24 protein-coding genes are annotated in these 26,454 nt (G+C 57.4%); 11 read left to right on the top strand and 13 right to left on the bottom strand.

Annotated features, from left to right (window positions below; all coding sequences use genetic code 11):
- Position 1 precedes the first annotated feature (1 nt).
- Positions 2–889: a LysR family transcriptional regulator gene (locus tag IM303_RS08660; RefSeq protein WP_192971133.1), complete on the top strand. Its 888-nt coding sequence runs from the start codon at positions 2–4 to the stop codon at positions 887–889.
- A 331-nt stretch (positions 890–1,220) separates the two neighbouring features.
- Positions 1,221–2,717, top strand: a complete 1,497-nt coding sequence (gene ansP / locus IM303_RS08655) for an L-asparagine permease (RefSeq protein ID WP_028013287.1) — start codon at positions 1,221–1,223, stop codon at positions 2,715–2,717.
- A gap of 51 nt (positions 2,718–2,768) precedes the next feature.
- Here ansP and IM303_RS08650 read toward each other — a convergent pair whose 3' ends face one another.
- Positions 2,769–3,830, bottom strand: a complete 1,062-nt coding sequence (locus IM303_RS08650) for a YncE family protein (protein WP_192971134.1) — start codon at positions 3,828–3,830, stop codon at positions 2,769–2,771.
- Between the two features lie 243 nt (positions 3,831–4,073).
- Between IM303_RS08650 and pqqU the strand changes: the two genes are divergently transcribed.
- A complete protein-coding gene (gene pqqU, locus IM303_RS08645) occupies positions 4,074–6,188 on the top strand; it encodes a TonB-dependent receptor PqqU (RefSeq protein WP_041909791.1) in 2,115 nt (704 codons plus the stop codon).
- Between the two features lie 119 nt (positions 6,189–6,307).
- Here the strand turns inward: pqqU and IM303_RS08640 are convergent, their stop codons facing one another.
- From IM303_RS08640 to IM303_RS08630, 3 genes are all read right to left on the bottom strand, one after another.
- Positions 6,308–6,976: a GntR family transcriptional regulator gene (locus IM303_RS08640; protein ID WP_028013290.1), complete on the bottom strand. Its 669-nt coding sequence runs from the start codon at positions 6,974–6,976 to the stop codon at positions 6,308–6,310.
- A gap of 255 nt (positions 6,977–7,231) precedes the next feature.
- Complete coding sequence (locus IM303_RS08635; RefSeq protein ID WP_028013291.1) at positions 7,232–8,272, bottom strand: NADP-dependent oxidoreductase; 1,041 nt, start codon at positions 8,270–8,272, stop codon at positions 7,232–7,234.
- 65 nt (positions 8,273–8,337) lie between these two features.
- Positions 8,338–8,913: an XRE family transcriptional regulator gene (locus tag IM303_RS08630; protein ID WP_028013292.1), complete on the bottom strand. Its 576-nt coding sequence runs from the start codon at positions 8,911–8,913 to the stop codon at positions 8,338–8,340.
- Between the two features lie 135 nt (positions 8,914–9,048).
- On the opposite strand from IM303_RS08630, the gene IM303_RS08625 reads away from it, so the two are divergent.
- Both IM303_RS08625 and IM303_RS08620 read left to right on the top strand, forming a co-directional pair.
- A complete protein-coding gene (locus IM303_RS08625) occupies positions 9,049–9,567 on the top strand; it encodes a GNAT family N-acetyltransferase (protein WP_048999919.1) in 519 nt (172 codons plus the stop codon).
- Positions 9,564–10,013 (top strand): DMT family transporter, encoded by a 450-nt coding sequence (locus IM303_RS08620; protein ID WP_048956113.1) that lies wholly within the window; start codon positions 9,564–9,566, stop codon positions 10,011–10,013. The genes IM303_RS08625 and IM303_RS08620 overlap by 4 nt, the downstream gene beginning before the upstream one ends.
- On the opposite strand, the gene IM303_RS08615 is transcribed toward IM303_RS08620, so the two are convergent.
- Positions 10,014–10,247 carry a YdcY family protein gene (locus IM303_RS08615; RefSeq protein WP_048999920.1) on the bottom strand — a complete coding sequence of 78 codons (234 nt, stop codon included), beginning with the start codon at positions 10,245–10,247 and terminating at the stop codon, positions 10,014–10,016.
- A gap of 55 nt (positions 10,248–10,302) precedes the next feature.
- Positions 10,303–11,901 carry an ABC transporter substrate-binding protein gene (locus IM303_RS08610; RefSeq protein ID WP_028013296.1) on the bottom strand — a complete coding sequence of 533 codons (1,599 nt, stop codon included), beginning with the start codon at positions 11,899–11,901 and terminating at the stop codon, positions 10,303–10,305.
- Between the two features lie 283 nt (positions 11,902–12,184).
- On the opposite strand from IM303_RS08610, the gene IM303_RS08605 reads away from it, so the two are divergent.
- From IM303_RS08605 to IM303_RS08595, 3 genes are read left to right on the top strand one after another with little or no spacing between them, the layout of a single operon-like run.
- Positions 12,185–13,525 carry an SrfA family protein gene (locus IM303_RS08605; RefSeq protein WP_048999922.1) on the top strand — a complete coding sequence of 447 codons (1,341 nt, stop codon included), beginning with the start codon at positions 12,185–12,187 and terminating at the stop codon, positions 13,523–13,525.
- 4 nt (positions 13,526–13,529) lie between these two features.
- Entirely contained in the window at positions 13,530–16,511 is a 2,982-nt protein-coding gene (locus IM303_RS08600) for a virulence factor SrfB (RefSeq protein ID WP_193066957.1), read from the top strand.
- On the top strand, positions 16,508–18,682 hold the full coding sequence (locus IM303_RS08595) for a virulence factor SrfC family protein (protein ID WP_193052032.1): 2,175 nt from the start codon (positions 16,508–16,510) through the stop codon (positions 18,680–18,682). The genes IM303_RS08600 and IM303_RS08595 overlap by 4 nt, the downstream gene beginning before the upstream one ends.
- Before the next feature lie 56 nt (positions 18,683–18,738).
- Here the strand turns inward: IM303_RS08595 and IM303_RS08590 are convergent, their stop codons facing one another.
- Positions 18,739–19,494 (bottom strand): alpha/beta fold hydrolase, encoded by a 756-nt coding sequence (locus IM303_RS08590; RefSeq protein ID WP_048999928.1) that lies wholly within the window; start codon positions 19,492–19,494, stop codon positions 18,739–18,741.
- A gap of 86 nt (positions 19,495–19,580) precedes the next feature.
- The gene (locus IM303_RS08585; protein ID WP_014883956.1) at positions 19,581–19,754 is read right to left on the bottom strand and encodes a GhoT/OrtT family toxin; all 174 of its coding nucleotides are present in this window, start codon (positions 19,752–19,754) and stop codon (positions 19,581–19,583) included.
- 244 nt (positions 19,755–19,998) lie between these two features.
- Here IM303_RS08585 and IM303_RS08580 point away from each other — a divergent pair, with 244 nt between their 5' ends.
- Genes IM303_RS08580 through IM303_RS08570 form a run of 3 tightly spaced genes read left to right on the top strand, consistent with a single transcriptional unit; the run spans position 19,999 to position 20,893 of the window.
- A complete protein-coding gene (locus IM303_RS08580) occupies positions 19,999–20,325 on the top strand; it encodes a DUF1971 domain-containing protein (RefSeq protein ID WP_048999948.1) in 327 nt (108 codons plus the stop codon).
- A gap of 27 nt (positions 20,326–20,352) precedes the next feature.
- Positions 20,353–20,706, top strand: a complete 354-nt coding sequence (locus IM303_RS08575) for a DUF1971 domain-containing protein (RefSeq protein WP_028013302.1) — start codon at positions 20,353–20,355, stop codon at positions 20,704–20,706.
- 4 nt (positions 20,707–20,710) lie between these two features.
- Positions 20,711–20,893 (top strand): DUF1869 domain-containing protein, encoded by a 183-nt coding sequence (locus IM303_RS08570; protein ID WP_003856955.1) that lies wholly within the window; start codon positions 20,711–20,713, stop codon positions 20,891–20,893.
- Between the two features lie 39 nt (positions 20,894–20,932).
- Here the strand turns inward: IM303_RS08570 and patD are convergent, their stop codons facing one another.
- The 5 genes from patD to ydcS are packed head-to-tail and all read right to left on the bottom strand — an operon-like array spanning position 20,933 to position 26,300.
- Entirely contained in the window at positions 20,933–22,357 is a 1,425-nt protein-coding gene (gene patD / locus IM303_RS08565; protein WP_048999931.1) for an aminobutyraldehyde dehydrogenase, read from the bottom strand.
- 24 nt (positions 22,358–22,381) lie between these two features.
- On the bottom strand, positions 22,382–23,188 hold the full coding sequence (locus tag IM303_RS08560; RefSeq protein ID WP_041909768.1) for an ABC transporter permease: 807 nt from the start codon (positions 23,186–23,188) through the stop codon (positions 22,382–22,384).
- Positions 23,178–24,122, bottom strand: coding sequence for an ABC transporter permease (locus tag IM303_RS08555; protein ID WP_041909766.1), 945 nt, complete (start codon positions 24,120–24,122; stop codon positions 23,178–23,180). The genes IM303_RS08560 and IM303_RS08555 overlap by 11 nt, the downstream gene beginning before the upstream one ends.
- A 1-nt stretch (position 24,123) precedes the next feature.
- On the bottom strand, positions 24,124–25,137 hold the full coding sequence (locus IM303_RS08550) for an ABC transporter ATP-binding protein (RefSeq protein ID WP_048956123.1): 1,014 nt from the start codon (positions 25,135–25,137) through the stop codon (positions 24,124–24,126).
- Positions 25,138–25,154: 17 nt separating this feature from the next.
- Entirely contained in the window at positions 25,155–26,300 is a 1,146-nt protein-coding gene (gene ydcS, locus IM303_RS08545) for a putative ABC transporter substrate-binding protein YdcS (RefSeq protein ID WP_028013307.1), read from the bottom strand.
- Positions 26,301–26,454 lie beyond the last annotated feature (154 nt).

Raw genomic sequence — 26,454 nt, 5'->3', positions numbered from 1 at the left:
AATGCTAAAAGATAATTTCAACGACCTGCTCTCCTTTATGGTAGTGGCCCGCGAGCGCAGCTTTACGCGCGCAGCGGCGCAGCTGGGCGTCTCGCAATCGGCACTGAGTCATGCGATGCGCAAGCTTGAAGCGCGATTAGACGTTCGCCTGTTAACCCGCACAACCCGCAGCGTGGTTCCGACACCCGCGGGTGAGCAGCTCTTTTCGCGCCTCAGCCCGCATCTGCAGGAGATCGAACAGGAACTCACGGCGCTTTGCAGCACCCGCGACAAACCCGCAGGCGCTATCCGCATCGTCGCCGGCGAGCACGCGATGAACGCCGTGCTCTGGCCGGCACTGAAGGCTTTTATGCTGCAGTATCCTGAAATCAACGTCGAAGTGACGGTCGACAACGGCCTGACAGATATCGTCGATGGCCGCTTCGACGCGGGGGTACGCCTGGGTGAACAGGTGGCAAAAGATATGATTGCGGTGCGGATAGCGCCGGACATGCGCATGGCGGTCGTCGGCTCCCCGGATTACCTGGCTCGTTTTGGCGTGCCGCTCGTGCCGGAGCAGCTGGGTGAACACCGCTGTATCAATCTCCGCCTGCCCACCCGAGGGGCAGTGTATGACTGGGAGTTTGAGCGCGACGGGCGCGAGCTTCGGGTGCGGGTTGAAGGACAGCTTACACTGAGTAATCTGTCGCAGCGCATCGACGCGGCGGAGAGTGGCCTCGGATTAGCCTACGTGCCCGAGTCCTCGGTCCTGGACGCCCTTCAGTACGGACGGCTCGTCAGGGTCCTTGAGTCCTGGTGCCCCACGTTTGAAGGATATCACCTCTATTATCCAAGCCGTCGACAGCACACAACCGCGTTCAGGTTGCTTCTCGATGCCCTGCGGCAGTAAAAATTTATACCATCTGGTAATAATTAAGGGAATCTGATGATTAAATAAACAACGTCGCGATTGTTTTGACTAAAAACTCTTCACGATTCAGCGTGTTGTGATCCCCCTCTGCTCTGACCACACGATTTCCTTCGACGTGCATCACTTTCGGCACGGTTATATTTTGCGTCGCTTATCAATTGCAGGTAGGATGCCTCGCCATGTTTCGCCTTATCCATACGCAGAATGACTGGGAAGGCGGCATGTGTTTGCGCAGAAGCAATCGTTTGTATTGCGCTCTGCCAGGCAGGACTATCACGATAATGGTTCAGACAGGCAAACAGGTAACTCAATGAAAACAAGCAATAAAAGCGCAGCCGATCATCACGCTGCGAAACGTCGCTGGTTGAACTCCCACGAAGAGGGCTACCACAAAGCGATGGGCAACCGTCAGGTTCAAATGATCGCCATCGGCGGCGCTATCGGAACGGGTCTGTTTTTAGGTGCTGGCGCGCGTCTGCAGATGGCGGGCCCGGCTCTCGCCCTGGTCTATCTGGTGTGCGGGATCTTCTCTTTCTTCATTCTTCGCGCGCTGGGTGAACTGGTACTGCATCGCCCTTCCAGCGGAAGCTTCGTCTCTTACGCCCGAGAATTCCTCGGTGAAAAAGCCGCCTACGTGGCAGGCTGGATGTACTTCGTCAACTGGGCGATGACCGGTATCGTCGATATCACCGCCGTTGCGCTGTATATGCACTACTGGGGCGCGTTCGGTGATGTGCCGCAGTGGGTCTTTGCCCTTGGCGCGCTGGCGATCGTCGGCACCATGAACATGATCGGCGTGAAGTGGTTCGCCGAGATGGAGTTCTGGTTTGCGCTGGTCAAAGTGCTCGCCATTGTGATTTTCCTGGTGGTCGGTACCGTCTTCCTCGGCAGCGGCAAGCCGCTGGACGGCAATGCTACCGGCTTCCACCTGATAACCGATAACGGCGGTTTCTTCCCGCACGGTCTGCTGCCTGCGCTGGTTCTGGTGCAGGGCGTGGTGTTTGCCTTTGCCTCTATTGAGCTGGTCGGTACCGCTGCGGGCGAATGTAAAGACCCACAAACGATGGTGCCAAAAGCCATTAACAGCGTGATCTGGCGTATCGGTCTGTTCTACGTCGGCTCCGTGGTGCTGCTGGTTCTGCTGCTGCCGTGGAACGCCTATCAGGCCGGCCAGAGCCCGTTCGTCACCTTCTTCTCGAAGCTCGGCGTGCCTTACGTGGGCAGCATCATGAACATCGTGGTGCTGACGGCGGCGCTCTCCAGCCTGAACTCCGGACTTTACTCTACCGGGCGTATCCTGCGCTCCATGTCGATGGGCGGTTCAGCGCCGAAGTTCATGTCGAAGATGAGCAAGCAGCACGTGCCTTACGCAGGCATTCTTGCCACGCTGGTGGTGTATGTCTTCGGCGTTTTCCTGAACTATCTGGTGCCGTCTCAGGTCTTTGAGATCGTTCTGAACGTGGCCGCACTCGGCATTATCGCTTCCTGGGCCTTTATCGTGGTCTGCCAGATGCGTCTGCGTAAAGCCATTAAAGAAGGCAAAGCCGCAGATATCAGCTTTAAGCTGCCGGGCGCGCCGGTGACCTCCTGGCTCACCCTGCTCTTCCTGTTCAGCGTGCTGGTGCTGATGGCGTTCGACTACCCGAACGGCACCTATACCATCGCCACCATCCCGCTGCTGGCCGTGCTGCTGATCGCTGGCTGGTTCGGCGTGCGTAAGCGCGTTCACGAAATTCACAGCACCGCGCCGGTTCATCCTGACGATGAAAAACACGACGCGCCGCTGGTGGAAGAGACCTCGCGTTAAGCATCAAACAGGTATTAAAAAGGGAAGGCATATGCCTTCCCTTTTTTTATATTACAGCGCGATACGAATCACATCGTCAGGCTGGGTCGCTTCCTGTTGGCGGGTAGATTTCTGCTTCACCGTCACGTAAAGCGTTTTGCCATCCGCAGAGAGCGCCAGGCTGTTCGGGTAGACCGGCGTATCGAACGTTTTCGTCACTTTGTAGGTCTTCGCGTCAATCACGCTCACCTTGCCGGCCTCACGGTGCGTCACGTAGGCTTCATTGCGAGCCGGATTAAACAGAACGGCCAGGGATTCAGGCGCGGCGATTTTCTCGATCACGCTGCCGTCTTTCAGGCTCACCGCCAGCACTTCCGGCTGTTTTGAATCGGTCAGGAACGCGCGCTGACCGGCGGTGTCCAGGCTCAGGTTCAGATAGAAGTGCTCTTTTCCGTCGTCCTGCACTTTTTTGCGGCTCAGGATTTTGTTGGTGGCGGTATCAATGGTGACCAGCTCACCGTCTGCATTGGTGGTGTACAGGCGTTTCGCCTTTGCATCCAGCGCCAGACCGGTACTGTATGTGCCGGTGTTGGCAATGGTCTCTTTCAGCTTCAGCTTTGCGCCATCCACGACCCAAATCACGCTCTCTTTGCCGACTCCGGTGATGTAAATCGTGTTGCTCGCGTCATCCGCCACCAGCTGGCGCGGCTGCAGCGGCTTGACGGTTTCACTGCGCTGGCGGCTATCAAGCACCAGTCGCCCTTTCACGTCGCCCGTTTTCGCATCAATGGCCGTCACTGCGCCGTTGATCGTATTACCCAGCCACAGGGTTTGCGTCGCGCCGTCGAGGGTGGCGCCAAACGGTTTGAGATCGCTATGAATGGCCTGCGTCACCTCAAGCGTAGCAGGATCGAGGCGATAGATAACGCCACCCTTGTCGAGTTTACGGCTTTGCGACGTCGCAACCCACAGGGCGTTCTCCTGCTGGCTGACCGCCATTTCATAGGCACCTTTACCCACCGCTTTACGCAGCATCTCTTCGGCGGCATGCGCCTGGAAGGTTCCGGCAAACAGTAAAGCGGCAGACAGCAGAGACGTACTCAGGCGTGGCGAGCTCAGATGGCGTAAAGACATAACAATTCCTTTTTTGAAAATTGGGGGTACTGCTGACATCGCTTCCGGCTGGCAACGTCATGGCATTGCCGTTTTGATAATGAGAATAGTAATCATTAATAAGTTAAAAGTGGAGTTTTTCTTTTCCCTATTGCCTTTCATTAACGCAATGTGCGGTTATAGTTTTCAAAACATTTACAAAACCTTTAACATGTATGGACATGTTCCATTTGGTTCGTTTATACATCACAACCGGTTTTACTCATGAAAATCATATCTGCCCGTAAGGCATCTCTCCCGCTGCTGCTGGTTCCCGTTGTTTTTGCGCCTCTAAGCGCGATGAGCGCAGAGGAACAGACCATGATCGTCAGCGCCACGCCGCAAACCGTATCAGAGCTTGATACTCCGGCGGCGGTCAGCGTCGTGAATGGCGAGGATATGCGCCACGCCGCGCCGCGCATTAATCTCTCCGAATCGCTTGGCAGCGTTCCGGGACTACAGATTCAGAACCGTCAGAACTATGCTCAGGATCTCCAGCTTTCGATGCGCGGGTTTGGTGCCCGCTCAACGTTTGGCGTGCGCGGCATTCGCATGTACGTCGACGGTATTCCAGCCACCATGCCGGACGGACAGGGCCAGACCTCCAACATCGATCTCTCCAGCATTGACAGCGTTGAGGTGCTGCGCGGTCCCTTCTCCGCCCTGTATGGCAACGCCTCTGGCGGCGTGATTAACATCAATACGCAAACCGGGCAGCAGCCGCCGACCATCGAGGCAAGCAGCTATTACGGCAGTTACGGGACATGGCGCTACGGCATGAAAGCCACCGGCGCAATGGGCGATGGCACCCATGCCGGGGACGTGGATTACACCGTATCCACCACCCGCTTCACCACTAAAGGCTACCGCGACCACAGCGGCGCGCGGAAGAATCTCGCTAATGCCAAACTGGGCGTACGCATTGACGATGCCAGCAAGTTAACGCTGATTTTTAACAGCGTGGACATGAAAGCAAACGATCCGGGCGGGCTGAGCTATCAGGAGTGGCAGGATAACCCGCGTCAGTCCCCGCGCGGCGATCAGTACAACACGCGCAAGACCATCAAGCAGACTCAGGCGGGGCTGCGCTACGACCGCCAGCTTAGCGCTCAGGACGATCTCAGCGTGATGATGTACGCCGGCGAGCGTGAAATGACCCAGTACCAGTCGATTCCCTACCAGCCGCAGCTGAGGCCTTCTCACTCCGGCGGCGTGATCGATATGCAGCGTCATTATCAGGGGGTTGATACCCGCTGGACACACCGCGGCGAGCTGCTGGTGCCGGTCACCTTCACCACCGGTCTGAACTATGAAAATATGAGTGAAGATCGTCGCGGGTACGAGAACTTCGTGATGAACAACGGCGTGCCGGATTACGGCGTGAAGGGTGATAAACGCCGGAACGAACGTAACCTGATGTGGAACGTCGACCCTTACCTGCAGACCAGCTGGCAGCTGACGCAGAAACTGTCCGTGGATGCGGGCGTGCGTTATAGCTCGGTCTGGTTTGATTCTAACGACCATTACGTTACGCCGGGCAACGGCGACGACAGCGGTGACGCGAGCTATCACAAGTGGCTCCCGGCGGGCTCCGTGAAGTATGCGGTGACGGACGCGTGGAACCTCTACGCTGCCGCAGGGCGTGGGTTCGAAACGCCAACCATCAACGAGCTTTCGTATCGCGCCGATAACCAGGGCGGCCTGAATATCGGCCTGCAGCCTTCCACGAACAACACGTATGAGGTGGGCAGCAAAACCCGCATTGGCAATGGCCTGCTGACGGCAGCGCTGTTCCGCACCGATACGGATGACGAGATCGTGGTGGATGCCAGCTCTGGTGGCCGCACAAGCTATAAAAATGCCGGAAAGACCCGCCGTCAGGGAGTCGAAGTGTCTCTCGATCAGCAGTTTGCTGAGAACTGGAAGCTGAAAATGGCGTGGACCTACCTTGATGCCACCTACCGGACCAACGTCTGCGGCGACGCGGACTGTAACGGTAACCGTATGCCGGGCATTGCCCGCAATATGGGCTATGCGTCGTTTGGCTGGCAGCCTGAAGAAGGCTGGTACGCGGGCTCGGACGTGCGCTACATGAGCGATATCATGGCCGACGACGAGAACACGGCGAAAGCGCCATCGTACACGGTGGTCGGGCTGAATACCGGGTATAAATTCAACTACGGCAACTGGGGGATGGACGTCTTTGGCCGCGTAGATAACCTGTTCGACAAAGAGTACGTTGGCTCGGTTATTGTCAACGAATCCAACGGGCGTTATTACGAGCCAGCGCCTGGCCGTAACTACGGTGTGGGTCTGTCGGTGTCTTATCGATTCGAGTAACAAATAAGTAAAGTTTATTTTATACCGAAAATAACGATCCTGATGGCAAAATGCCATCAGGAGTTATTCACCAGATAAATAAATAGACGCGGTATATAGTCGCTCTGTTAAATTATCTCTCAGTTAAAATATTGTCGCTGTAAAAGCGTATTCGCTTCATCAATCGATTTTTCAATCGCCTTCTGGCTGGCGTCGACATCCCGGCGTTCCAGGGCTGAAAGCAGTTCGTCATAGTGATACGTCGCTTCCTTAATGTCATTAAGCTCCTGGTGCAGATAGTTAATGCAAGGCCCGATGCGCACCCAAAGCTGTTCAATTAATGCATTCAGCGTGGGCATTTCCGCGTACTGATAAAGCGTAAAGCGGAAGATGCGATTTGCCTGCAATGCCTGCTGAACGTTCCCGTTGCGCATGGCCTCATGAAACGCTTCCGACAATTTGCGCAACGTCTCGATCTTTTGGTCAGACATATTCTGACAGGCTGCGGCAACCGCCATGGGTTCAAGCTGCTTGCGAATAGCGTTGATTTCGTTATAACGGTCCAGCGTCACCTCCGGCACCAGAAATGCCTGTGCTGGCGTGGCATGTAATGCCCCTGCTGACACCAGACGCAGCAGCGCCTCGCGCACTGGGGTAATGCTGGTTCCTAATTTGTCGGCGATCTCTTTCGTAATCAGTCGTGCACCCGGTTTAAGGGAGCCTGTAATTAACGCTCCTTTCAAACTGAGTTCAACTTGCATGGTAAGACTGATCCTTTGGGCTTTTTCTAAGTGATCCAAATCAAGCATGTTCAATTCCTGTAGCTAAAACTTAATGCTATTTTTAAACGCCAGTTTTAATAAAACGACGCTGGTCCGATATATCCTGTATCGTCATGCCTGGTGGTGGGAAGTACGTAAAACAGCAAAAAATGCAAAATGTGTTTTTTTTATCGGTTTCGGGCTCATCCGGGATGATGGCGCGAAAAGCCATGTCCGTTAATTAAAGACAATATATCGTATCTTCACAAATAAATATGGCGGGAAACCCCGCCATAGTGCCTTTTATTTATTGTCACCCGCGACGCGAATCACGACTTTACCGAAGTTTTTTCCTTCCAGCAGGCCAATCAGCGCTTCAGGCGCGTTTTCCAGCCCGTCCGTCACCTGTTCACGATAGTGAATTTTGCCCTCCTGCACCCAGCGCCCCATCTCTTCCTGAAACTCATGAATGCGGTGGCCGTAGTCCTGGGCAATGATAAAGCCCTGCATCCGGATGCGTTTCTTCAGAATCGTCCCCATCAGAAGCGGCAAACGGTCCGGTCCGTCAGGCAGCCCCGTTGCATTGTAGCCGCTCACCAGGCCACACACCGGCACGCGCGCGGAGGTATTCAGCAGCGGCAGCACGGCGTCAAACACTTTCCCTCCGACGTTTTCATAGTAGACATCAATGCCTTTCGGACAGGCGCGTTTCAGCTGCTCAGCGAAATCCGCCGCGTGGTGATCGAGACACACGTCAAATCCAAGAACCTCAACGGCGTGGCGGCATTTTTCTGCCCCACCGGCTACCCCGACCACGCGGCAGCCTTTAATTTTACCGATCTGCCCGACGGTCGCCCCAACCGGGCCCGTCGCGGCGGCGACCACCAGCGTTTCACCCGCTTTCGGTTGTCCGATATCCAGCAACCCCATGTAGGCGGTAAAGCCCGGCATCCCAAGAATGCCCAGCGCCCAGGAGGGATGGGTGGGATTATCGCCCAGCTTGACCAGGCCGCTGCCGTCCGAAAGCGCGTACTCCTGCCAGCCGCTGTAGCTCAGCACCCATTCACCCGCTTTAAAGTCGGGGTGGTTTGACTGCTCAACGCGGCTAACCGTTCCCCCTACCATCACCGCACCAATCTCAACCGGCGGAGAATAGGATGGCGCATCGCTCATGCGGCCCCGCATGTAAGGGTCCAGCGACAGCCAGACGGTGCGAAGCAGCAGCTGCCCCGCCTGAGGAGCAGGAACGGGCTGCTCTTCCAGACGAAAATTCTCCGCCACCGGCGCGCCCTGTGGGCGAGAGGCCAGCACCCAGCGGCGGTTTTGCGAAACAGATTGATTCATCGGATTCTCCTTCTGGTACAAATGTCATTACAGCCTGGCTCACGATCGGCATTATCGCCTTAACATTACGAGGCAGACTGGTTAAGCCGGACCACAAGATAGATGCAGGTTTCATTCGTTTCGTTGATAAAACGGCAGTCGTTTGGCGGCCCCAGCTCCAGACAGTCTCCGGCCTTCATCTCGTGGCGAGTATCGCCCTCCTGGAATACCAGCTCGCCGGACTGCAGCCAGATCAGCTGCCGCGCGAGCGCGTAGGAGGACGCCGGCATCGGGACGTCGCTCCCCGCGGGCAGTTCAATCTGAACGAGGTCGATAGGCAGATCGGTACGGGGAGAAACGTGGCGACGAAGGTAGTGGGTTTGCGGATCGCGCCAGACGGGCTGGTTCGCCAGGCGCAGAAGTTTTCCCTCCTGCATCTCGGCTCTGGCAATCAGGGTCGACATGCTGATCCCAAACGCGCCTGACAGACGGGCAAGCAAGGTTGCCGTCGGGCTGCTGTCGCCGCGCTCTATCTTGTGGATCATGGCGCGAGATACGCCTGCCCGCTCGGCCAGCTCGCTAAGAGACCAGCCGCGTGATTCACGTTCGAGGCGAATTCTGGCGCTAATACGCTGATTCATTGTGTCTGTTATTGTGTTCATAACGTCATACTAAAGCGTATGAACGCCGTTTCAATGGGGCACATAATCATTCTCACGTAGCGCTCTGACGATACAGTTGTGTAATATCATATCTATAGCGTAATACTATAGTAAACAACATACAGAGGTTTAATCATGATCGTTCGTCACGCCTGTAAAGAAGACTGCGCTGCGATAGGAGAGATCTATAACCATGCGGTGCTGCATACTGCCGCGATCTGGAACGATAAAACCGTTGATACCGATAACCGAATCGCCTGGTTCGAGGCCCGCACGCTCGCGGGTTACCCGGTTCTGGTGGCTGAGGATAATGGTGCGGTTACCGGGTACGCCTCTTTCGGCGACTGGCGCGCCTTCGACGGCTTTCGTCACACGGTTGAGCATTCGGTATATATCCATCCGGAGCATCAGGGTAAAGGCATTGGCCGCACGTTAATGAAAGCGCTGATCAATGAGGCCCGCGCCATCGGCAAACACGTGATGGTGGCCGGCATTGAAGCGCAAAATAAGGCCTCGATTCACCTCCACGAAACGCTCGGTTTTGTGACTACGGGGCAGATGCCGCAGGTGGGAACCAAGTTTGGCCGCTGGCTGGACTTAACCTTTATGCAGCTGCAGCTGGACGAGCGCAGCGACCCGGACGCAATCCCATGAATCAGTCGCTGACGCTGGCGTTCCTGGTGGCGGCGGGGATCGGTCTGGTGGTGCAAAACACCTTAATGGTGCGTATCACCCAGTCCTCCTCCACCATTCTTATCGCAATGCTGCTGAACTCCCTGGTCGGCATTGTGCTGTTTGTCAGCATTCTGCTGCTGAAGCAGGGCTTCGCCGGGTTCAGTGAGCTGGCCGCAACGGTGCGCTGGTGGACGCTGATCCCGGGGCTCCTGGGGTCGTTTTTTGTGTTTGCAAGCATCAGCGGCTACCAGAACGTGGGCGCGGCAACGACCATCGCGGTGCTGGTCGCAAGCCAGCTGATTGGCGGGCTGGTCCTTGACATGCTGAGAAGCCATGGCATTCCCCTGCGCGCGCTGATCGGCCCGGTATGCGGCGCGGTGATGCTGGTCGTCGGGGCCTGGCTGGTAGCGCGACGCCAGTTTTGATTACAGTATGGTGCCGCCCTTGATCAGCTGTTCCTGGCGCGCATCCATCTCCTCTTTGTGCTGCTTACCGTGGTGCGAAATCGCGGTACGCAGACGCTGCTGTTGGGCGTAACGGTCTTCACGGCTGAGATCGGCATCATCGCTCAATGCAATCAGCAGTTCGTTCATGTGGGCGATGACGCTCTCTTCGATGGCGGCATCCACGCGGGCGGTAACTTCGTTTAAATGTGACATTGTCACTCCTTGTTTTTGCCGGGTGGTGGCTTACGCCTCACCCGGCAATAAATGCTTAGTTCAGCTTCGCTTTAGAGAAATCGCTGCCCATCAGGCTCACGCTGTATCCGGTCACGTTGCTGCGGGTTGCAAAGAACGTTTTGCCGTTTGCCAGCGCGATCCACGGTGCCTGCTGGTAGAAAATCTCCTGCGCCTGGCCGTACAGTTTCGCACGCTCGGCCGGATCGCTGGTCAGCTTCGCTTTTTGCACCAGGGCATCATAACCCTTATCGCACCAGCGCGCGGCGTTTGACCCGGTTTTAATGCTGTTGCAGCCCAGCAGCACATCGGCAAAGTTGTCCGGGTCGCCGTTATCGGACATCCAGCCGAACAGCGCGGAGTCGTGCTCGCCTTTACGCATGCCGGAGAGGTATTCGCCCCACTCATAGGAGACAATTTTGGCCTTCACGCCGACTTTCGCCCAGTCGCTCTGGATCATCTCCGCGATACGACGCGAGTTAGGGTTATACGGACGCTGAACCGGCATTGACCACAGCGTGACTTCCGCGCCCTTCTCCAGCCCGGCCTGCTTCAGCAGCGCTTTTGCTTTATCAGGATCGTAGCTGTAGTCCTGCAGATCTTTATTAAAGCCCAGCATATTTGGCGGGATCGGCGATTTTGCCACCGTACCGGAGCCCATAAAGACCGCATTAACGATAGCCTTCTTGTCGGTCGCGTAGTTTAGCGCCTGACGCACCAGCACGTTATCGAACGGCTTTTTCTCGGTATTAAACGCCAGATAGCCAACATTCAGCGCATCGACAGAGTGCAGCGTCAGGTCTTTGTTCTTTTTAATCACGTCAAACTGAACCGGAGACGGCGCAGGAATAATCTGACACTCGTTGGTCTGCAATTTCGCCAGGCGGGTTTCCACGTTTGGCGTGATGGAGAAGATAAGATGTTTGGTCGGCACCTCGCCATCCCAGTAGTTCGGATTAGCGACGTAGCGGATCAGCGAGTCCACCTTGTACTGCTGGAGCACATAGGGCCCGGTACCGATCGGCCAGGTATCGACGTTCTCAGGCGTGCCTTTTTTCAGCATCACATCGGCGTATTCGGCGGAGAGGATCGACGCGAAATCCATTCCCCAGTCGGCCAGGAACGCGGCGTTGGGTTCACTCAGGGTGAACTGGACGTGATAATCGTCGACCTTTTTAACGTCCTGAATCAGCTTATCGAGCCCGACATCGTTGAAGTATTCGTAGTTGCCCTGGGACACATTATGGTACGGGTGTTTAGGGTCTTTCTGACGCATCACCGAGAAAATAACGTCATCGGCGTTAAAGTCGCGCGTCGGCTTGAAGTATTTGTTGCTGTTGAACTTCACCCCTTTGCGCAGGGTAAAGGTATAGGTCTTGCCGTCCGGTGAAATCGTCCAGGATTCCGCCAGTGACGGTACCGGGGTATTTTTCACCGGGTCGAAATTGATCAGGCGGTTGTACAGAACCTGAGAGCTGGCCACGAACGACGGGCCGGAGCTGGCGATTTGCGGGTTGAACGACTCTGGCGATGCCTCGGAGCAGTAAATAAGGGTGTCGTTGTTTGCCGCCCATGCGGCACCGGCTGGTAAAAGAGCGCTCAGCGCAAGGGCGAGCAGCGTTTTCCCTGTAGACATAGTTATAACCCTGACAGATTTATTATATAGGTCAGTAATAACAGCACAGCCCTTATCACCTGGCAAATAACGAAACACTATCAGGTTATTCTAAAGGCGCGTTTTTTGCCGGTTTTACCTCCAGTGCAAAAATAGGTGATTTGCCTTAAGTTACGTTATTCGTCAAGCACAACCGTCACGATCTATGCCGCAAGAAATCGGCGCTTTTAGCGTCTCTTCCTCCGTTTGTTTGCTTCCTCGTTTCGTTAAAGTAACGGTGTGAAGAAGTATATGGGATCAAATCGTGGCAAAAACTCTTTTACGCAGCGGTAATCTGGATGATTTTCAGGCCGTTGGCGGCGGCGGACAGGCCGTTTTTGAATCAGCGTTACAAATCCGGGAAGCGCTTCGATTGCGCAAACAGCAGGCCATAGTGGACTGTCTGGCTATTCCTCAGGTCAACGACAGCGGCGACCGCGTGGACTGGTATTCCCCCGTTGAGGGAAGCGTCACCAGCTGGAAGGCGGCCAGTGAAGACGACCGCTACCGCGCCCTGCGCTATCTGGAAAACACGCTTGCCAGCGTTGAGTCGTTAAGCAAGAAATGCCTCCAGTCGCCCAAAACCGCGCAGCAGCTTTTCGGCTCGCTGCTGTCGAAAGCGTTTCAGTTTCCCGGCGAGAATTTTGTTTTCCTGGTCGCAGGAAAGCCGATTATTTGCTTCTGGGGTTTTGTAAACCTGAACGAAAATGCGCGCGACGATGTCCTCGACTGCCTGCGTGAAGCGTTGATCCCCGAGCCTGCCCCCGTTGTGATTGAAGAGCCCGAGCCAGAGCCCACTCCCGAACCGGCCATCACCTTTGAAAAAGCAGACGAGCCGCTGATTGCGCCCGTCGCCGCCGTGCGTATTACGCCGGAAGAACTGTATGAGCCGGAGCCCGCGCCGGTTGTTGCGCAACCCGCTCAGGAACCTGCGCCTGTTGCCGTCACGAAAAAACGTCGCGTTCCCCTGTGGACCCTGCCGGTTGCCGCCGTGATTGTGGCAGCCGTTGCCGCGCCGCTGCTGTGGCCAAAACAGGCCCCTTCGGCAGAGCCCGCTCCGGCACCGGCTCCTGAGCCCGTGGCTATTGCACCGCAGCCGATCAAAGCGGTAGAGCCGCTGGCTATGAATCTCCCCCTGCATCAGGCTGAGGTCGTCGCCAGTAAAGAAAAAGAACCCGCTCCTGCGCCTGAAGCCGCACCGGTGGTAATTGTTCCGATCCCGAAAGATGCCATGGTGATGGAAGCCGGTCAGGTGAAAGCCGGGTCGACGCGCTTCCTGAACGGTACCTGGCGCGCGGTTCTCGACGTGAAAGATCCGGTCACCGGCAAGCCGCCCTCAATGCGCTATCAAATCCAGAACAATAAAGGTTTCGCCCGCGTCGTGCACGGCGACAACATTGTCTGCCGCGCGGAGATTTTCTCCGGGCTGCACAGCAATGGCGAGCTGATGATTAAAAGTCGCGGCAATGCCCGCTGCACCGACGGTTCCCGCTACCCGATGCCGGAAGTCGCCTGTAAAGCCGGGGCCAGCGATATCGCAGAATGTCGCGCTCGCTATGACGCCAACACCGTCGTCCCACTGACGTTCAAGAAAGCAGGTGCCTGATCCTATGCTGGTAAATCTTTGCGACTATAAACAAAGCGTCACGCTTATTGCCAACAGCGGCGTGCAGTTCCTGGATTTCGGCCTGACGCCGCAGGACACCGCCAGCAACGGGCGCTTCGTACGTAAAACCGCGAACGGCCCCCTTTTGCGACTCGATTTCGACCTGGTGAACGGGCGCTATACCCTGCCGGGGACGAACGGCGGTCAGCCTGAAGTGGTTAAACCGGAAACCACCATTCCGCTGCATCAGTCCCTTGCCGTGCTGGACGGCGTCTGGCTTCCCGTGCCCTTCCTGCGCTTCAACCCGCCGCGGACCTTTGTGGAAGGACCGGATAACTGGGCGCGCGTTCAGGTGCGCAAGCTCGAGAAGCCCGATACGGCAGGCAACTCGCACCGCGTCACCCTCGCGCTCGACAGCCAGATCGCGGAGCATGCCACTTCAGCCCTGTCGCCGGTTGAAAACGATATTCTGAATGGAACCCGCTTTGCGCTGGCGTGGCGCGATAGTGAGGTAGAAAGCTTCCTCGACCAGACCTGGATTGACGGCTGGCTGCGCGAGGCATTTACCCAGTATGCCGACGGCGTTGAAAACCGCTCTGAACGCGACCTGCATCAGGCGATGCGCAGTTTTGAATATCAGGCCCACTGGCTCAATGTACTGACCATGCTCGGTGAACAGCTCACCATTCCGGAAGTGAAATTTGTCACCCACACGCTCAGCACGCCTGCCATTCCGGTCGATCTGATCCTCGACGTGGGCAACACCCACACCTGCGGCGTCATTATTGAAGACCACGGTGATGCAAACGACGGGCTTCGGCAGACCGCCGAGCTGCAGGTTCGTTCGTTAAGCGAGCCCCAGTTCCTGAACGAACCTCTCTTTACCAGCCGTCTTGAATTCTCCGAAGCGCGTTTTGGCAAACAGCACTTCTCGGTGGAAAGCGGTCGCGAAGATGCGTTTGTCTGGCCGTCGATTGTTCGCGTAGGCGATGAAGCCCGCAAGCTGGCGATGCAGCGCCTGGGAACCGAAGGTAACAGCGGCATTTCCAGCCCGCGCCGCTACCTGTGGGATGAAACGCCTGTCGTGCAGGACTGGCGCTTTAGTCAGATGAACGGCAAAACCCAGCGTGAACCGCTCGCCACGGCGTTTCCGCTGATGAACCTGATGAACGATGACGGTGAGCCGCTGTTTACGCTGCCGCAGGACGAGCGGCTGCCGGTCTTTTCGCCGCAGTACAGCCGCAGCACGCTGATGACGCACATGCTGTGCGAGCTGCTGGCGCAGGCGCTGGGCCAGATCAACAGCGTCGCCACCCGCCTGCGCCTGGGCTTCCCGGCCTCGCCGCGCCAGCTGCGCACCCTGATCCTGACCCTGCCCTCGGCCATGCCGAAGCAGGAGCGCGAGATTTTCCGTCGCCGCATGTTTGAAGCCATTGCCATCGTCTGGAAAGCGATGGGCTGGCACCCGCAGGATGAAGATTTTGCCACCCGCAAGCAGCAGGAAAAAAGCGTGGTGCCGGTCCCTGAGATCCAGATGGAGTGGGATGAAGCCAGCTGCGGTCAGCTGGTGTGGCTGTATAACGAAGCGATTTCCCGTTTTGGCGGCCAGACGGAAGCCTTTTTCGCCTCACTCGCCCGCACGGATCGTGAACCTGAGCCAGGCGTGCAGCCGGGCCGCGCATTACGCGTCGCGTCTATCGACATCGGCGGTGGCACCACGGATATGGCAATAACCCACTACCAGCTTGATGACGGCTCCGGTAATAACGTCAAAATCACCCCGCAACTGCTGTTCCGCGAAGGGTTCAAGGTGGCGGGCGACGATACCCTGCTGGACGTGATTCAGCGCTATGTCCTGCCCGCCCTGCAAACGCAGCTGCAGAAATCCGGCATTGCGGACGCCTCACTGCTGATGGCGTCGCTGTTCGGCGACTCCGGGCGTATTGATACCCAGGCGGTACTGCGCCAGCAAACGGCGCTTCAGCTCTTTATGCCGATTGGCCACGCCATTCTTTCCGCGTGGGAAGCCAGCGACATTGACGATCCGCTGGCGGGCCTGCATGCCACCTTTGGCGAGCTCCTTGCGCAGAAACCAACCCGCAACGTGATGAACTATCTTCAGCAGGCAATCGATCATGCCCTGCCGGCGGGCTCAGAGGCGTTCGACCTGTTCGCCGTGCCGCTGCACGTGAACTTCCGCGAAATGCAGGATGCAATGCTGGCCGGTCAGTTTACGCTGACCTCGCCGCTTCACGCGGTGTGTGAAGCGATTTCCCATTACAGCTGCGATATTCTGCTCATCACCGGGCGCCCGGGCTGCCTGCCGGGCGTTCAGGCGCTGATTCGGCATCTGCAGCCGGTGCCGGTCAACCGCATCGTCTGGTTGGATAAATATCAGGTTCACGAGTGGTATCCCTTCAGCCAGCAGGGGCGCATAGGCAATCCGAAATCGACCGCCGCGGTGGGGGCCATGCTCTGCAGCCTGGCGCTCGATCTGCGTCTGCCGCGCTTTAACTTTAAGGCCGCGGACATTGGCGCCTATTCCACCGTGCGCTATCTGGGCGTGCTGGATAACACCGTCAATACCCTGCGCGAGGAAAACGTCTGGTATCAGGATATCGATCTCGATAAACCCGGCGCGAAGCTTGACGCCCGTCTGCACTTCCCGCTGCGCGGTAACGTTACCCTCGGCTTCCGCCAGCTGGCGAACGCGCGCTGGCCCGCCACGCCGCTTTATACGCTCAGCATCAACTCGGCTGAACTGGCAAAAGCGATTGCCGGCGACGGCGTGCTGAACGTGCGGCTTAAGCTCTGCGGCGGCAGCAAATTAGAGGGCCCTGAGTCCTTCGAGCTCAGCGATGCCTGGCTTCAGGACGGCACGCCGGTTGCGCCTGACGCGTTAACCTTCAAACTGAATACCCTGGCCGATCGCCGACACAGCGGTAGCCACTACTGGATCGACAGCGGGAGCGTATACCTGAAATGACAGCGACCACGACCACCACTCAGGCCTTAATCGGGTGGATTAATGAGACGCGCCTGACCGCCCCTGTGCTGGATAACGATGCTGATGCCCTGCTTGCTCGCATCAACGCGGCGCAGGCGCGGGAGCAGGCCATTGAACACGCCCTGACCCGCCGGAGCAGCATTGGGCTTTACGGCCATTCTCAGAGCGCCAAAGCGCACCTGCTGCTGTCGCTGTGCGGCAGCGGTAACGGGCGCCTGAACGTGATGCCGGGCCAGCGCACCTTTGACTATTTTTCGCATATTAACCCAGGGCATGCCCTGACCAACATGGCCGTGCGCTTCACACGAGACACCCCGGAGGTAGCGGATGAGGCGTTTCCGCTGCGTCTGAGCCTGGTCACAGAGGCCGAACTGGTACAGCTGTTTATTGCCCGCACGACGCTGCACCCGCAGATGCGCGCGGTGGATAAGGCGGTCATTGAGACGCGTCTGGAGAAATGGCGCGGCCTTCGCCAGCCGCAGAGCGTGCCCGGCATCACGGCGCAGGATGTGGGTGCGATTTCGCGTTTCTGGCAAAGCACGGTACCCGCCGCGAGACAGCAAATTGATGACGCCCTGTGGCATGAGTTTGCCCAGCTGGTGCCATCGCTCGATCTCAGCACCCGCGCCAGCGTCTGGTCGCTACTGTGGGGCGAGCAACAGGAGTTAACCCAGCAGTGGCTGAAGCTTGCCCACGTGCTGCATCAGACCAGCCATGCGAGCGAGCTGGCTGCGCCGCTGAGCCTGCTGGTGGACAGCTTTGGTCTGCCTGGTGAAGGGTTCCTGACGCACGGTACCTTAACCCAGCAGGAAACTCAGGAGACGCTGCTTCATCCGCTGAACAACGGTGAAATGCTCAACGCCATCAGCATCCCGGTCGACGTGCTTGCCTTCCTTACCCGCGAGCTGGTCTTGCCGGTTGAGAATGGCGCGCTGGATAACGTTGATATCATTGATATTCCGGTCTTTGAATACGGCAGTGCCGATCCTTTAGTACAGGCTAAATGCCAGTGGCTGTTTGAACATTACCGCCAGCAGCTCCAGCCGGATGTGCTGGTTATCTGCAACGCGACAGCGCGGCACGAGCAGACGGCCCAAAAAGCAAAAGTGTTAATTAACTGGATTAAAGAGACCCAGCCTGCCGAGGAGTCTGCCCTGCCGGGGCTGGTGTGGGCGATCACCCCGCATGACGCTCGTTTCACTACCCGACAGAATCTCGATGAAGCCGTACAGCATCTGCTGGGCAAGCCAGGCCTGCGCTGGGGAACTCTGCAGGCGCTGGACAGCCACAGCATGCAGCGCGTCATTGAGTGGTTGTCTCAGGCGACGCTCCCGGCACAGCGGCAGAAGCGTCTCGGCACGCTGAAAAACCTGCTGCGGCAGGAGATCGCGTCGCTGATGCAAAGCTATCTGGCGCCGCTGGTTGAGGAACCGGGTACGCGACGTGCTCAGGCCGAAAACATGGTGCGCACGCTGCAAAGCAGTGCCGCCCGTCACGGCGAGCTGCTTGAGGGCCTGCTGCCGCCGCTGAAAGCCTTTGAAACGCTGCTCGCCGTTCAGCAGCCGCGCGAGGAGCAGGTGAACGGGCTGTTCACGGACACCATCGATCTGTTCGCCGATAACGCCCAGGAAAGCGCAGGACGATTCCAGACAAAAGACAAAGCGCGCCTGGCGCACAGAGTATGGATAAATCATCTGCGCCAGTGGAGCCGCAATGAAGCTACCGCCGCCCGTCTTGGTCTGGAGCCCGCGGTGCTGCAGCAAATCGCGGATGTGCTGGTGGTAACCAGCTACCGGCTTAATCTGCCGCAACAGCTTCAGCGCATTGTCGACGCGGATAAAAGCAGCGCGGCGCAGCTGCATGCGGTGATAGGGAATTTCGTTGGCTGGCTGGGTTACGACCAGACCCCGTCAGCAGAACGCCCCGCAAGCCGCATTCGCAAAGGTCAGGCAATCTTTGTTACGCCCGTCGTCAGCAGTGCCGCACCGCGCCTGACGCGTCTGGGGGAGCAGCCTGTTCATGCGGCCACCGCGTACGTTTACGACTGGCTGGTTGCCCTCTATAGCCGGGCAATCGAAAACATTGATTATCAGCACCCGCATGATGTTCAGCCTGACGCACGTCGGGCACTGCGGGCTTTAATCCTGTAGCGGCCTATCTTGCCGGGTAGCGCTGCGCTTACCCGGCCTGTATTCCGCGACGATAATCACGCCGCCATACACTCCGCTAACGCCTGCGCCAGTGCCGACGGGTTTTCCCACGACATGGAGTGCCCCGCCGCAGGGATGATTTTGACCTCAACGCCCTTCAGCTTCAGATTATCCACATCGTCATCCGGCAGTGAGAGCTCACCAAAAATCAACGTCACCGGGCAAGGCAGCGACAGAAATTGCGCTTCCCAGTCCGGCTCAACACCGGCGACCAGGCTTGATGCGCCGCGCCAGACGGCATAGGGTGCATTGCTTTGCAGGCACCCGGCCCAGGCGGTGGTCTCTTTACGGAGCATGGCATTATAGCCCTGCGCCACAAACTGGTGTTCGGTTTGCGCCGCAATAGCGCGGCTAAACATCCCCCCACCGGCGTGAAAATTGGGCTCCGACACCATCAGTCCCTTCACGCGCGGTGCCAGCAGCCCCGCCGTTTCTATAGCAATGCTGCCGCCCATGCTGTGACCGTATAACCAGAAGGCATCCAGCTGAAGATGGTCAATCAACTCCGCCACGACGCGCGCCTGTTCAGTCGTTTTATAGCTGTAATGTTCAGGCTTATCGCTGTAACCGCTGCCGGGTAAATCGATGAGAATAGCTCTGCGCCAGCCAAACTGAGGGTCTCGGACGACGCGAGGATATTCATAGGAAGAGGCGCAGCCCAATCCGTGGATAAAGACTACGGGATCGCCTGAGCCGGGCAAATCATGCCAGCGCACGGTGCAACCCGCATGCTGCGAGTAAAAACTGTTCATAAGCACTCCTTTTACGATGCACTGTGTATTTATACAGCTACCGTAACTGGAATGCTATGTTCATCTTTCGAAAATGGAAGGATGCTTCAGAAAAGAGAAATCAGCAGCGCAACGGGGAAACTCATCGGCCAGGTCGACCCGACCAGAAACGCGCTAAGCAGGCGGATGCGCTTGCGGTCTTTAGAAAGGAACCAGGTAATTAATGCACAGATGGAAGCCATCACTGCGTAAAAAACCAACATCTTTTGATACAACGTCATTCTGTATACCAGAGCCGAAAAAATAACCGCACGCAATATGCGTCAAATGTTGATACAGATCAAGTTTTTTCATTACATAATAACCACTTAAATATTAAGGCTAATAACAACTGAGTATTTTGTATTACAAACAGGGGGAGCCACCCATTATCTTTATTGATAACATGCAAGTTAAATGCACTTTTTGATAAATTCTCTCTTCCGCAAAGGCGTCTAATAAAGGCAGACATACATGGGAGGCAATATGCTACGCATTCCGCAAAGCTGTATTCATACCCGCTCTACCCCTTTCTGGAATAAAGAAACCGCCCCCGCCGGGATCTTTCAGCGTCATCTCGACACGGGTACCCGTCCGGGCGTTTATCCCCGCCTGTCCGTTATGCAGGGTGCTATCCGCTACCTGGGTTATGCTGATGAACATGTCCCTGAGCCTGACAGCACACTGATTATCAGGGCCGGCCACTTCGGTGTTTTTCCCCCTGAGAAATGGCATCACATCGAGGTGATGAGCGACGACACGCTGTTCAATATTGAATTTTTCGTCGAACCAGAGGTGTTGAAGTCGCTTTAAGCGGCTTTTATTTACGAGGTAACCCTTATGCTACGTATCCCTGAGAATTTTGTTCATACCCGCTCCACGCCATTCTGGAACAAAGACACCGCGCCAAAAGCCCTTTTCACCCACCATAATACGAAAGCCAGCGTATATGGCCGTTTGTCGGTGATGCAGGGTGCGGTGCGCTATTTCGGTTTCCCGAACGCTGACGCGACCGAACCGGATCTGGAGCTGGTGATTGAAGCCGGATCGTTTGGCATCTCACCGCCGGAGAAATGGCACCGCATCGAGCTATTGACCGACGATACCTATTTCAATATCGACTTTTTTGCCGATCCTGACGTTACGCTTCAGGGGGCTGGCATCGGCAAAGTGGTCAATACACATAAGGAGTAACCGCGTGGGTAAAGCAACGTACACAGTGACCGTGACCAACAACAGCAACGGCGTCTCGGTGGATTATGAAACAGAGGCCCCCATGGAGTTGCTCATCCCCGACGTCGCCGCAGACGTGGTAAAAGATCTGGTGAATACCGTCCGCGCTTACGACACGGAAAATGAGCACGAGGTGTGTGGCTGGTAAAGCAAACGCCCGGCGATGCAGACCGCCGGGCATGATTTTCTAGTGTTTAATCATCACATGCCGGACAACCGTATAATCCTCAAGCCCGTATACCGACATATCCTTTCCATAGCCAGACAATTTCATGCCGCCGTGCGGCATTTCGCTCACCAGCATAAAGTGGGTATTCACCCAGGTGCAGCCGTACTGCAGGCGTGCGCTCAGGCGATGGGCGCGTCCCACGTCTTTCGTCCAGACCGACGACGCCAGGCCGTATTGCGAATCGTTCGCCCAGGCCAGGACCTGCGCTTCATCGTCGAATTCGGTGACGCTCACCACCGGTCCAAACACTTCGCGCTGAACGATGGCATCGTCCTGTTTCGCCCCGGCCAGCAACGTTGGCTGGAAGTAGTAGCCCGCCCCCTCTTTTTTGCTCCCGCCCGTCACCACGCGGATATGGCCAAGGGCTTTCGCCTCGTCAACCGCCTGACAGACGCGTGAAAGATGGGCAGCCGAGCTGAGCGGACCGAGTTCAGTAGACTCATCCTCCGGGGCACCCATTTTGAGGCTGGCGACCGCGGCACCGAGCTTTTCCACAAGTTGGGCATAGATCCCCTTCTGGGCATAGATACGGCAGGCCGCCGTACAGTCCTGCCCGGCATTGTAGAAACCAAACGTCCGCACGCCTTCTACAACCGCATCCAGGTCGGCGTCATCGAACACGATAACCGGCGCTTTACCGCCCAGCTCCATGTGGGTGCGCTTAATGGAGGACGCCGTGTGCCCGATGATATGCTCCCCGGTGGCAATCGAACCGGTCAGCGACACCATGCGCACTTTTTCATGTCCGGTGAGTGGGTCGCCCACCGTTTTCCCGCGGCCAAACAGCACGTTGAGAACGCCAGCCGGGAAGATATCTTTCGCCAGCTCCGCCAGCTTTAACGCCGTTAGCGGCGTGATTTCAGACGGCTTGATGACCACACAGTTACCGGCCGCCAGCGCAGGCGCCAGCTTCCATGCCGCCATCATCAGCGGGTAGTTCCACGGCGCGATAGAGGCAACCACGCCCACCGGGTCGCGGCGGATCATCGACGTGTGGCCGTCAAGATACTCACCCGCGGCCAGCCCGTTCAGGCAGCGGGCCGCCCCGGCGAAGAAACGGAAAACGTCGACCACTGCCGGAATTTCATCGCCCAGCGCACAGTGCAGCGGCTTTCCGCAGTTGAGGGATTCGAGCCGGGCAAACTCTTCGCCATGCGCTTCAATCGCATCCGCGAGCTTCAGCAGGCACTCGGCGCGCGTTTTCGGCGTCGTTTGTCCCCACGCCTCAAAAGCACGGTCGGCGGCCTGAACCGCTGCGTCGACCTGTGCCGCTGACGCTTCAGCAATCTCCAGCAGCACCTCTCCGGTGGCCGGGTTATAGACCGGCTGTTTTTCTCCCTCTCCGGCAACCAGTTCACCCTTTATCAGCAGATGTGTTTGCATAGCATTGTCCTGTTCAAATCAATGTTATTTCCCGCCGCCGGCGATGTTCTCGCCGTCGCGGGTTAGCCACCAGGCTCCCAGAATGGGGATGGTTGTTACCAGCATCACCAGCAGTGCAACGACGTTGGTGACCGGCACGTCGCGCGGACGGCCTAGCTGATTGAGCAACCACAGCGGTAACGTGCGTTCGTGTCCCGCCGTAAAGGTTGTGACGATAATTTCGTCAAACGACAGGGCAAACGCCAGCATTCCCCCGGCCAGCAGCGCGGAGCCCAGGTTGGGCAGCACCACATAGCGGAAGGTTTGCCATCCGTCGGCCCCGAGATCCATCGAAGCTTCCACCAGACTCCAGGAAGTGCGTCTGAAACGGGCAATCACGTTATTGAAGACCACCACCACACAAAACGTGGCGTGCCCAACCACGATGGTGAAAAACCCCGGCTCAAGGTTGATTGTTTTGAACGCTGTCAGCAGCGCTAGGCCGGTGATGATCCCCGGCAACGCAATCGGCAGCAGCAGCAATAGCGAGATCGCGTTCTTGCCAAAAAACTCGCTTCGCCAGAGCGCCGCTGCAGCAAGCGTGCCAAGTACCAGGGCTATCGCGGTGGATAGCGCGGCAACCTGAAGTGACAACGTCACCGATTCGATGATATCGCCGCGCCCCGCCGCCGCAGTAAACCACTTCAGCGTCAGCCCCTGAGGCGGAAAGCTGTAGGCAGCATCTTCGGTATTAAAGGCATAGACTGCGATAATCAGCAGCGGGAAGTGCAGGAAGATGACGCCTCCCCACGCTGCCACTTTCAGGAACAGCGGTGCGCGTTCAGAGTGCATCGAATGCTCCCAGACGCTTCACGAACGCCAGATAGAGTGAAATCAGCACGATGGGAACCAGCGTGAACGCCGCGGCCATGGGCATATTGCCGATCGCCCCCTGCTGGGAGTAGACCATGTTACCGATGAAAAACCCCGGCGGCCCGACCAGCTGCGGTACGATGAAATCCCCCAGCGTCAGGGAAAAGGTGAAGATTGAGCCCGCGGCAATACCCGGAATAGCCAGCGGCAGAACGACATAGCGGAAGGTCTGGCGCGGGCGCGCGCCGAGATCGGCTGAGGCCTGCAGCAGCGAAGCCGGCAGACGTTCCAGCGCCGCCTGAACGGGCAGGATCATAAACGGCAGCCAGATATAGACGAAGACCAGAAACCGCCCCAGCCCGGAGGTGGATAAGGTGTTGCCGCCTACCGCGGGTAGCGTAAGGATCGAGGTCAGGAGCGGCTCCAGCCCCAGGTGGTTGAGGAACCATTGTGCCACGCCGTCCTTCGCCAGCAGCAGCGTCCAGGCGTAGGCTTTGACGATGTAGCTCGCCCACATTGGCAGCATCACGGCGATATAGAAAAACGCTTTCCACTTGCCGCGGGTGTATCGCGCCATGTACCAGGCCATCGGGAACGCCAGAATTGCGCTGGCAATCGTCACCGCAATCGCCATCGTTAACGTGCGCAGGATGATGTCGTAGTTTGCCGGGTTGAAGAGCGCCAGAATGTTCGCCAGGGTCAGATCCGGCGTGACCGCCATGGTGAAATCGTCAAAGGTGTAAAAACCCTGCCACAAAAGGGTCAGCAGCGATCCTAAATAGACAATGCCAAACCACATCAGCGGTGCAAGCAGAAGCAGGAACAGTCCAAGCGACGGTTTACGCCAGAACAGTGACGTAATGCGGCTTATGCGGCCGCGCGGGGCGGGAGGGTGCGCGACACTCATAGCCATTTCACCTCTCCTCCTGCAGGCGAATCATCGCCTCGCGCGACCACGACGCCGTGACGGCCTGCCCCGGCGCAATGCCGCTTAGCGGCGAGAAATCGCTGAGATTGGCCTGGCTCACCAGCAGTTTGGCACCGTCGGCGAGCCTGAGCTCAAGACGCGTGGCAGCCCCCTGATACTGAACGGCCTGGACGACGCCCTGCACCTGAACCTCACCCCCCTCATTCAGGCGGATATGTTCCGGACGCAGGGAATAGCTGCCCTCCATGCCGCAGACTTTATGCGCAAGGCCTGCATCGAAGACGTTCGAGGTGCCGACAAAACCGGCGACAAACGGCGTGCGCGGGCGCATGTAGAGATCGCGCGGGGTATCGACCTGCTCGATGCGCCCATTATTGAACACCGCCACCCGGTCCGACATGGAGAGGGCTTCACCCTGATCGTGGGTGACGAAAATAAAGGTGATGCCGAGTTCCTGCTGAAGTTTCTTCAGCTCGAACTGCATCTGCTCCCGCAGCTTGAGATCGAGCGCGCCTAACGGCTCGTCGAGCAGCAGGACGCGCGGTTCATTCACCAGCGCCCGCGCGATGGCCACACGCTGGCGCTGGCCTCCGGAAAGCTCCGAAGGCTTGCGGGCGACGGCAAAGCTTAAGCCCACTTTTTCCAGCGCGTCGCGAGCCTGCGCGTGGCGTTTTTTCTTGTCGACGCCTTTCACCATCAGCCCGTAGGCGACGTTATCGAGGATCGACATATGCGGGAACAGCGCGTAATCCTGGAATACGGTGTTCACGTCCCGCTCCCACGGCGGCAGCGCGCTCGCCTCTTTGCCAAAGATAGATATCGTGCCGCCAGACAGCTGCTCAAAGCCGGCAATCAGACGCAGGCAGGTGGTTTTGCCGGAGCCCGAAGGCCCCAGCATGGAGAAGAATTCTCCGTCACGAACGGCAATGGTGACCCCATCCACCGCCCGCACGTCGCCGTACAGACGGGAAACGTCATTAAACTCTACCGCGTACGTCATGTTCTGCTCCCGGATGATTAACGGCCACCCATGATGGCGATGTAATCCTGCGTCCAGCGGCTGTAAGGCACATATTTTCCGCCTTCTGCGATGGGGGTTTTCCAGAACATGATTTTGTCAAAATAGTTATAGCCGTTGGTTTCACAGCCCTTGTCACCCAGCAGCGTGCTGGCCTTACACCCTTCAGGCACGACGGGCAGCGAGCCAAACCATGCCGCCAGATCGCCCTGCACTTTCGGCGTGAGCGACCAGTTCATCCACTTGTAGGCGCACATCGGGTGTTTTGCCTGCGCATGCAGCATGGTGGTATCCGCCCAGCCGGTCACCCCCTCTTTCGGGAAGACGGTGGCAACGGGCTGGTTCTCGCCCTTCAGAGCATTCGCCTGATACGGCCAGGCGCTGGAGGCCACGACGCCTTCATTTTTGAAGTCGCTCATCTGGACGGTGGTGTCATGCCAGTAGCGGTGGATCAGGGCATGCTGGTCGCGAAGTACTTTGAGCACGGCGGCATACTGTTCTTCAGTGAGCTGATACGGGTCGCTAATACCCAGCTGCGGCTGAGTGGCTTTGACGAACAACGCCGCATCGGCGATATAAATCGGGCCGTCGTATGCCTGCACGCGTCCCTGATTGGTTTTGCCGTCCGGCAGATCCTGCTTCGTAAAGACCACGCTCCAGCTGTCTGGCGGCGTCGGGAAGGTTTTGGTGTTGTACATCAACAGATTGGGCCCCCACTGATACGGCGTGCCGTAGACCTTGCCGCCCACGTTAAACCACTCGCCCTTCACGATGCGCGGGTCAAGGGTTTTCCAGTTGGGGATCAGTTCCGGGTTAATCGGCTGAACGCGTTTTCCCATAATCAGGCGGAGCGAGGCATCACCTGACGCGGTGACAAGGTCGTAACCTCCCTTCGCCATCAGGCTGACCATTTCATCGGACGTGGCCGCCGTTTTAACGTTGACCGCGCAGCCGGTCTCTTTTTCAAACTGGGTAACCCAGTCATAATTTTTATCCGTCTGTCCGCGTTCGATGTACCCCGGCCAGGCGATAATATCCAGTCGGCCTTCCCCGTCGCCAATGGCCTTTGGTGGTTCTGCGGCTTGCGCGGTCATGATAGTCATGCCGAGCGCGCACAGGCTGCTGCGGGCAAATTTTTTGCTCATAAGAGTTACTCCTGTCGCAATGAAATTTAGCGGCAGCCGTGCCGTAAAAATATCTCCCTTATTAAACGTAGACCGCGCAAATGCGCCGCACCGTTCGGCTTAAGGAAATTTCATCAAGGTGTGACCGAGGACGCATTCCCCGTTAACTGGATTA

It is taken from the genome of Enterobacter cloacae complex sp. P38RS (assembly GCF_014930775.1).
Lineage (GTDB): Bacteria > Pseudomonadota > Gammaproteobacteria > Enterobacterales > Enterobacteriaceae > Enterobacter > Enterobacter bugandensis.
This window is presented reverse-complemented; position numbering and strand designations above follow the sequence as displayed.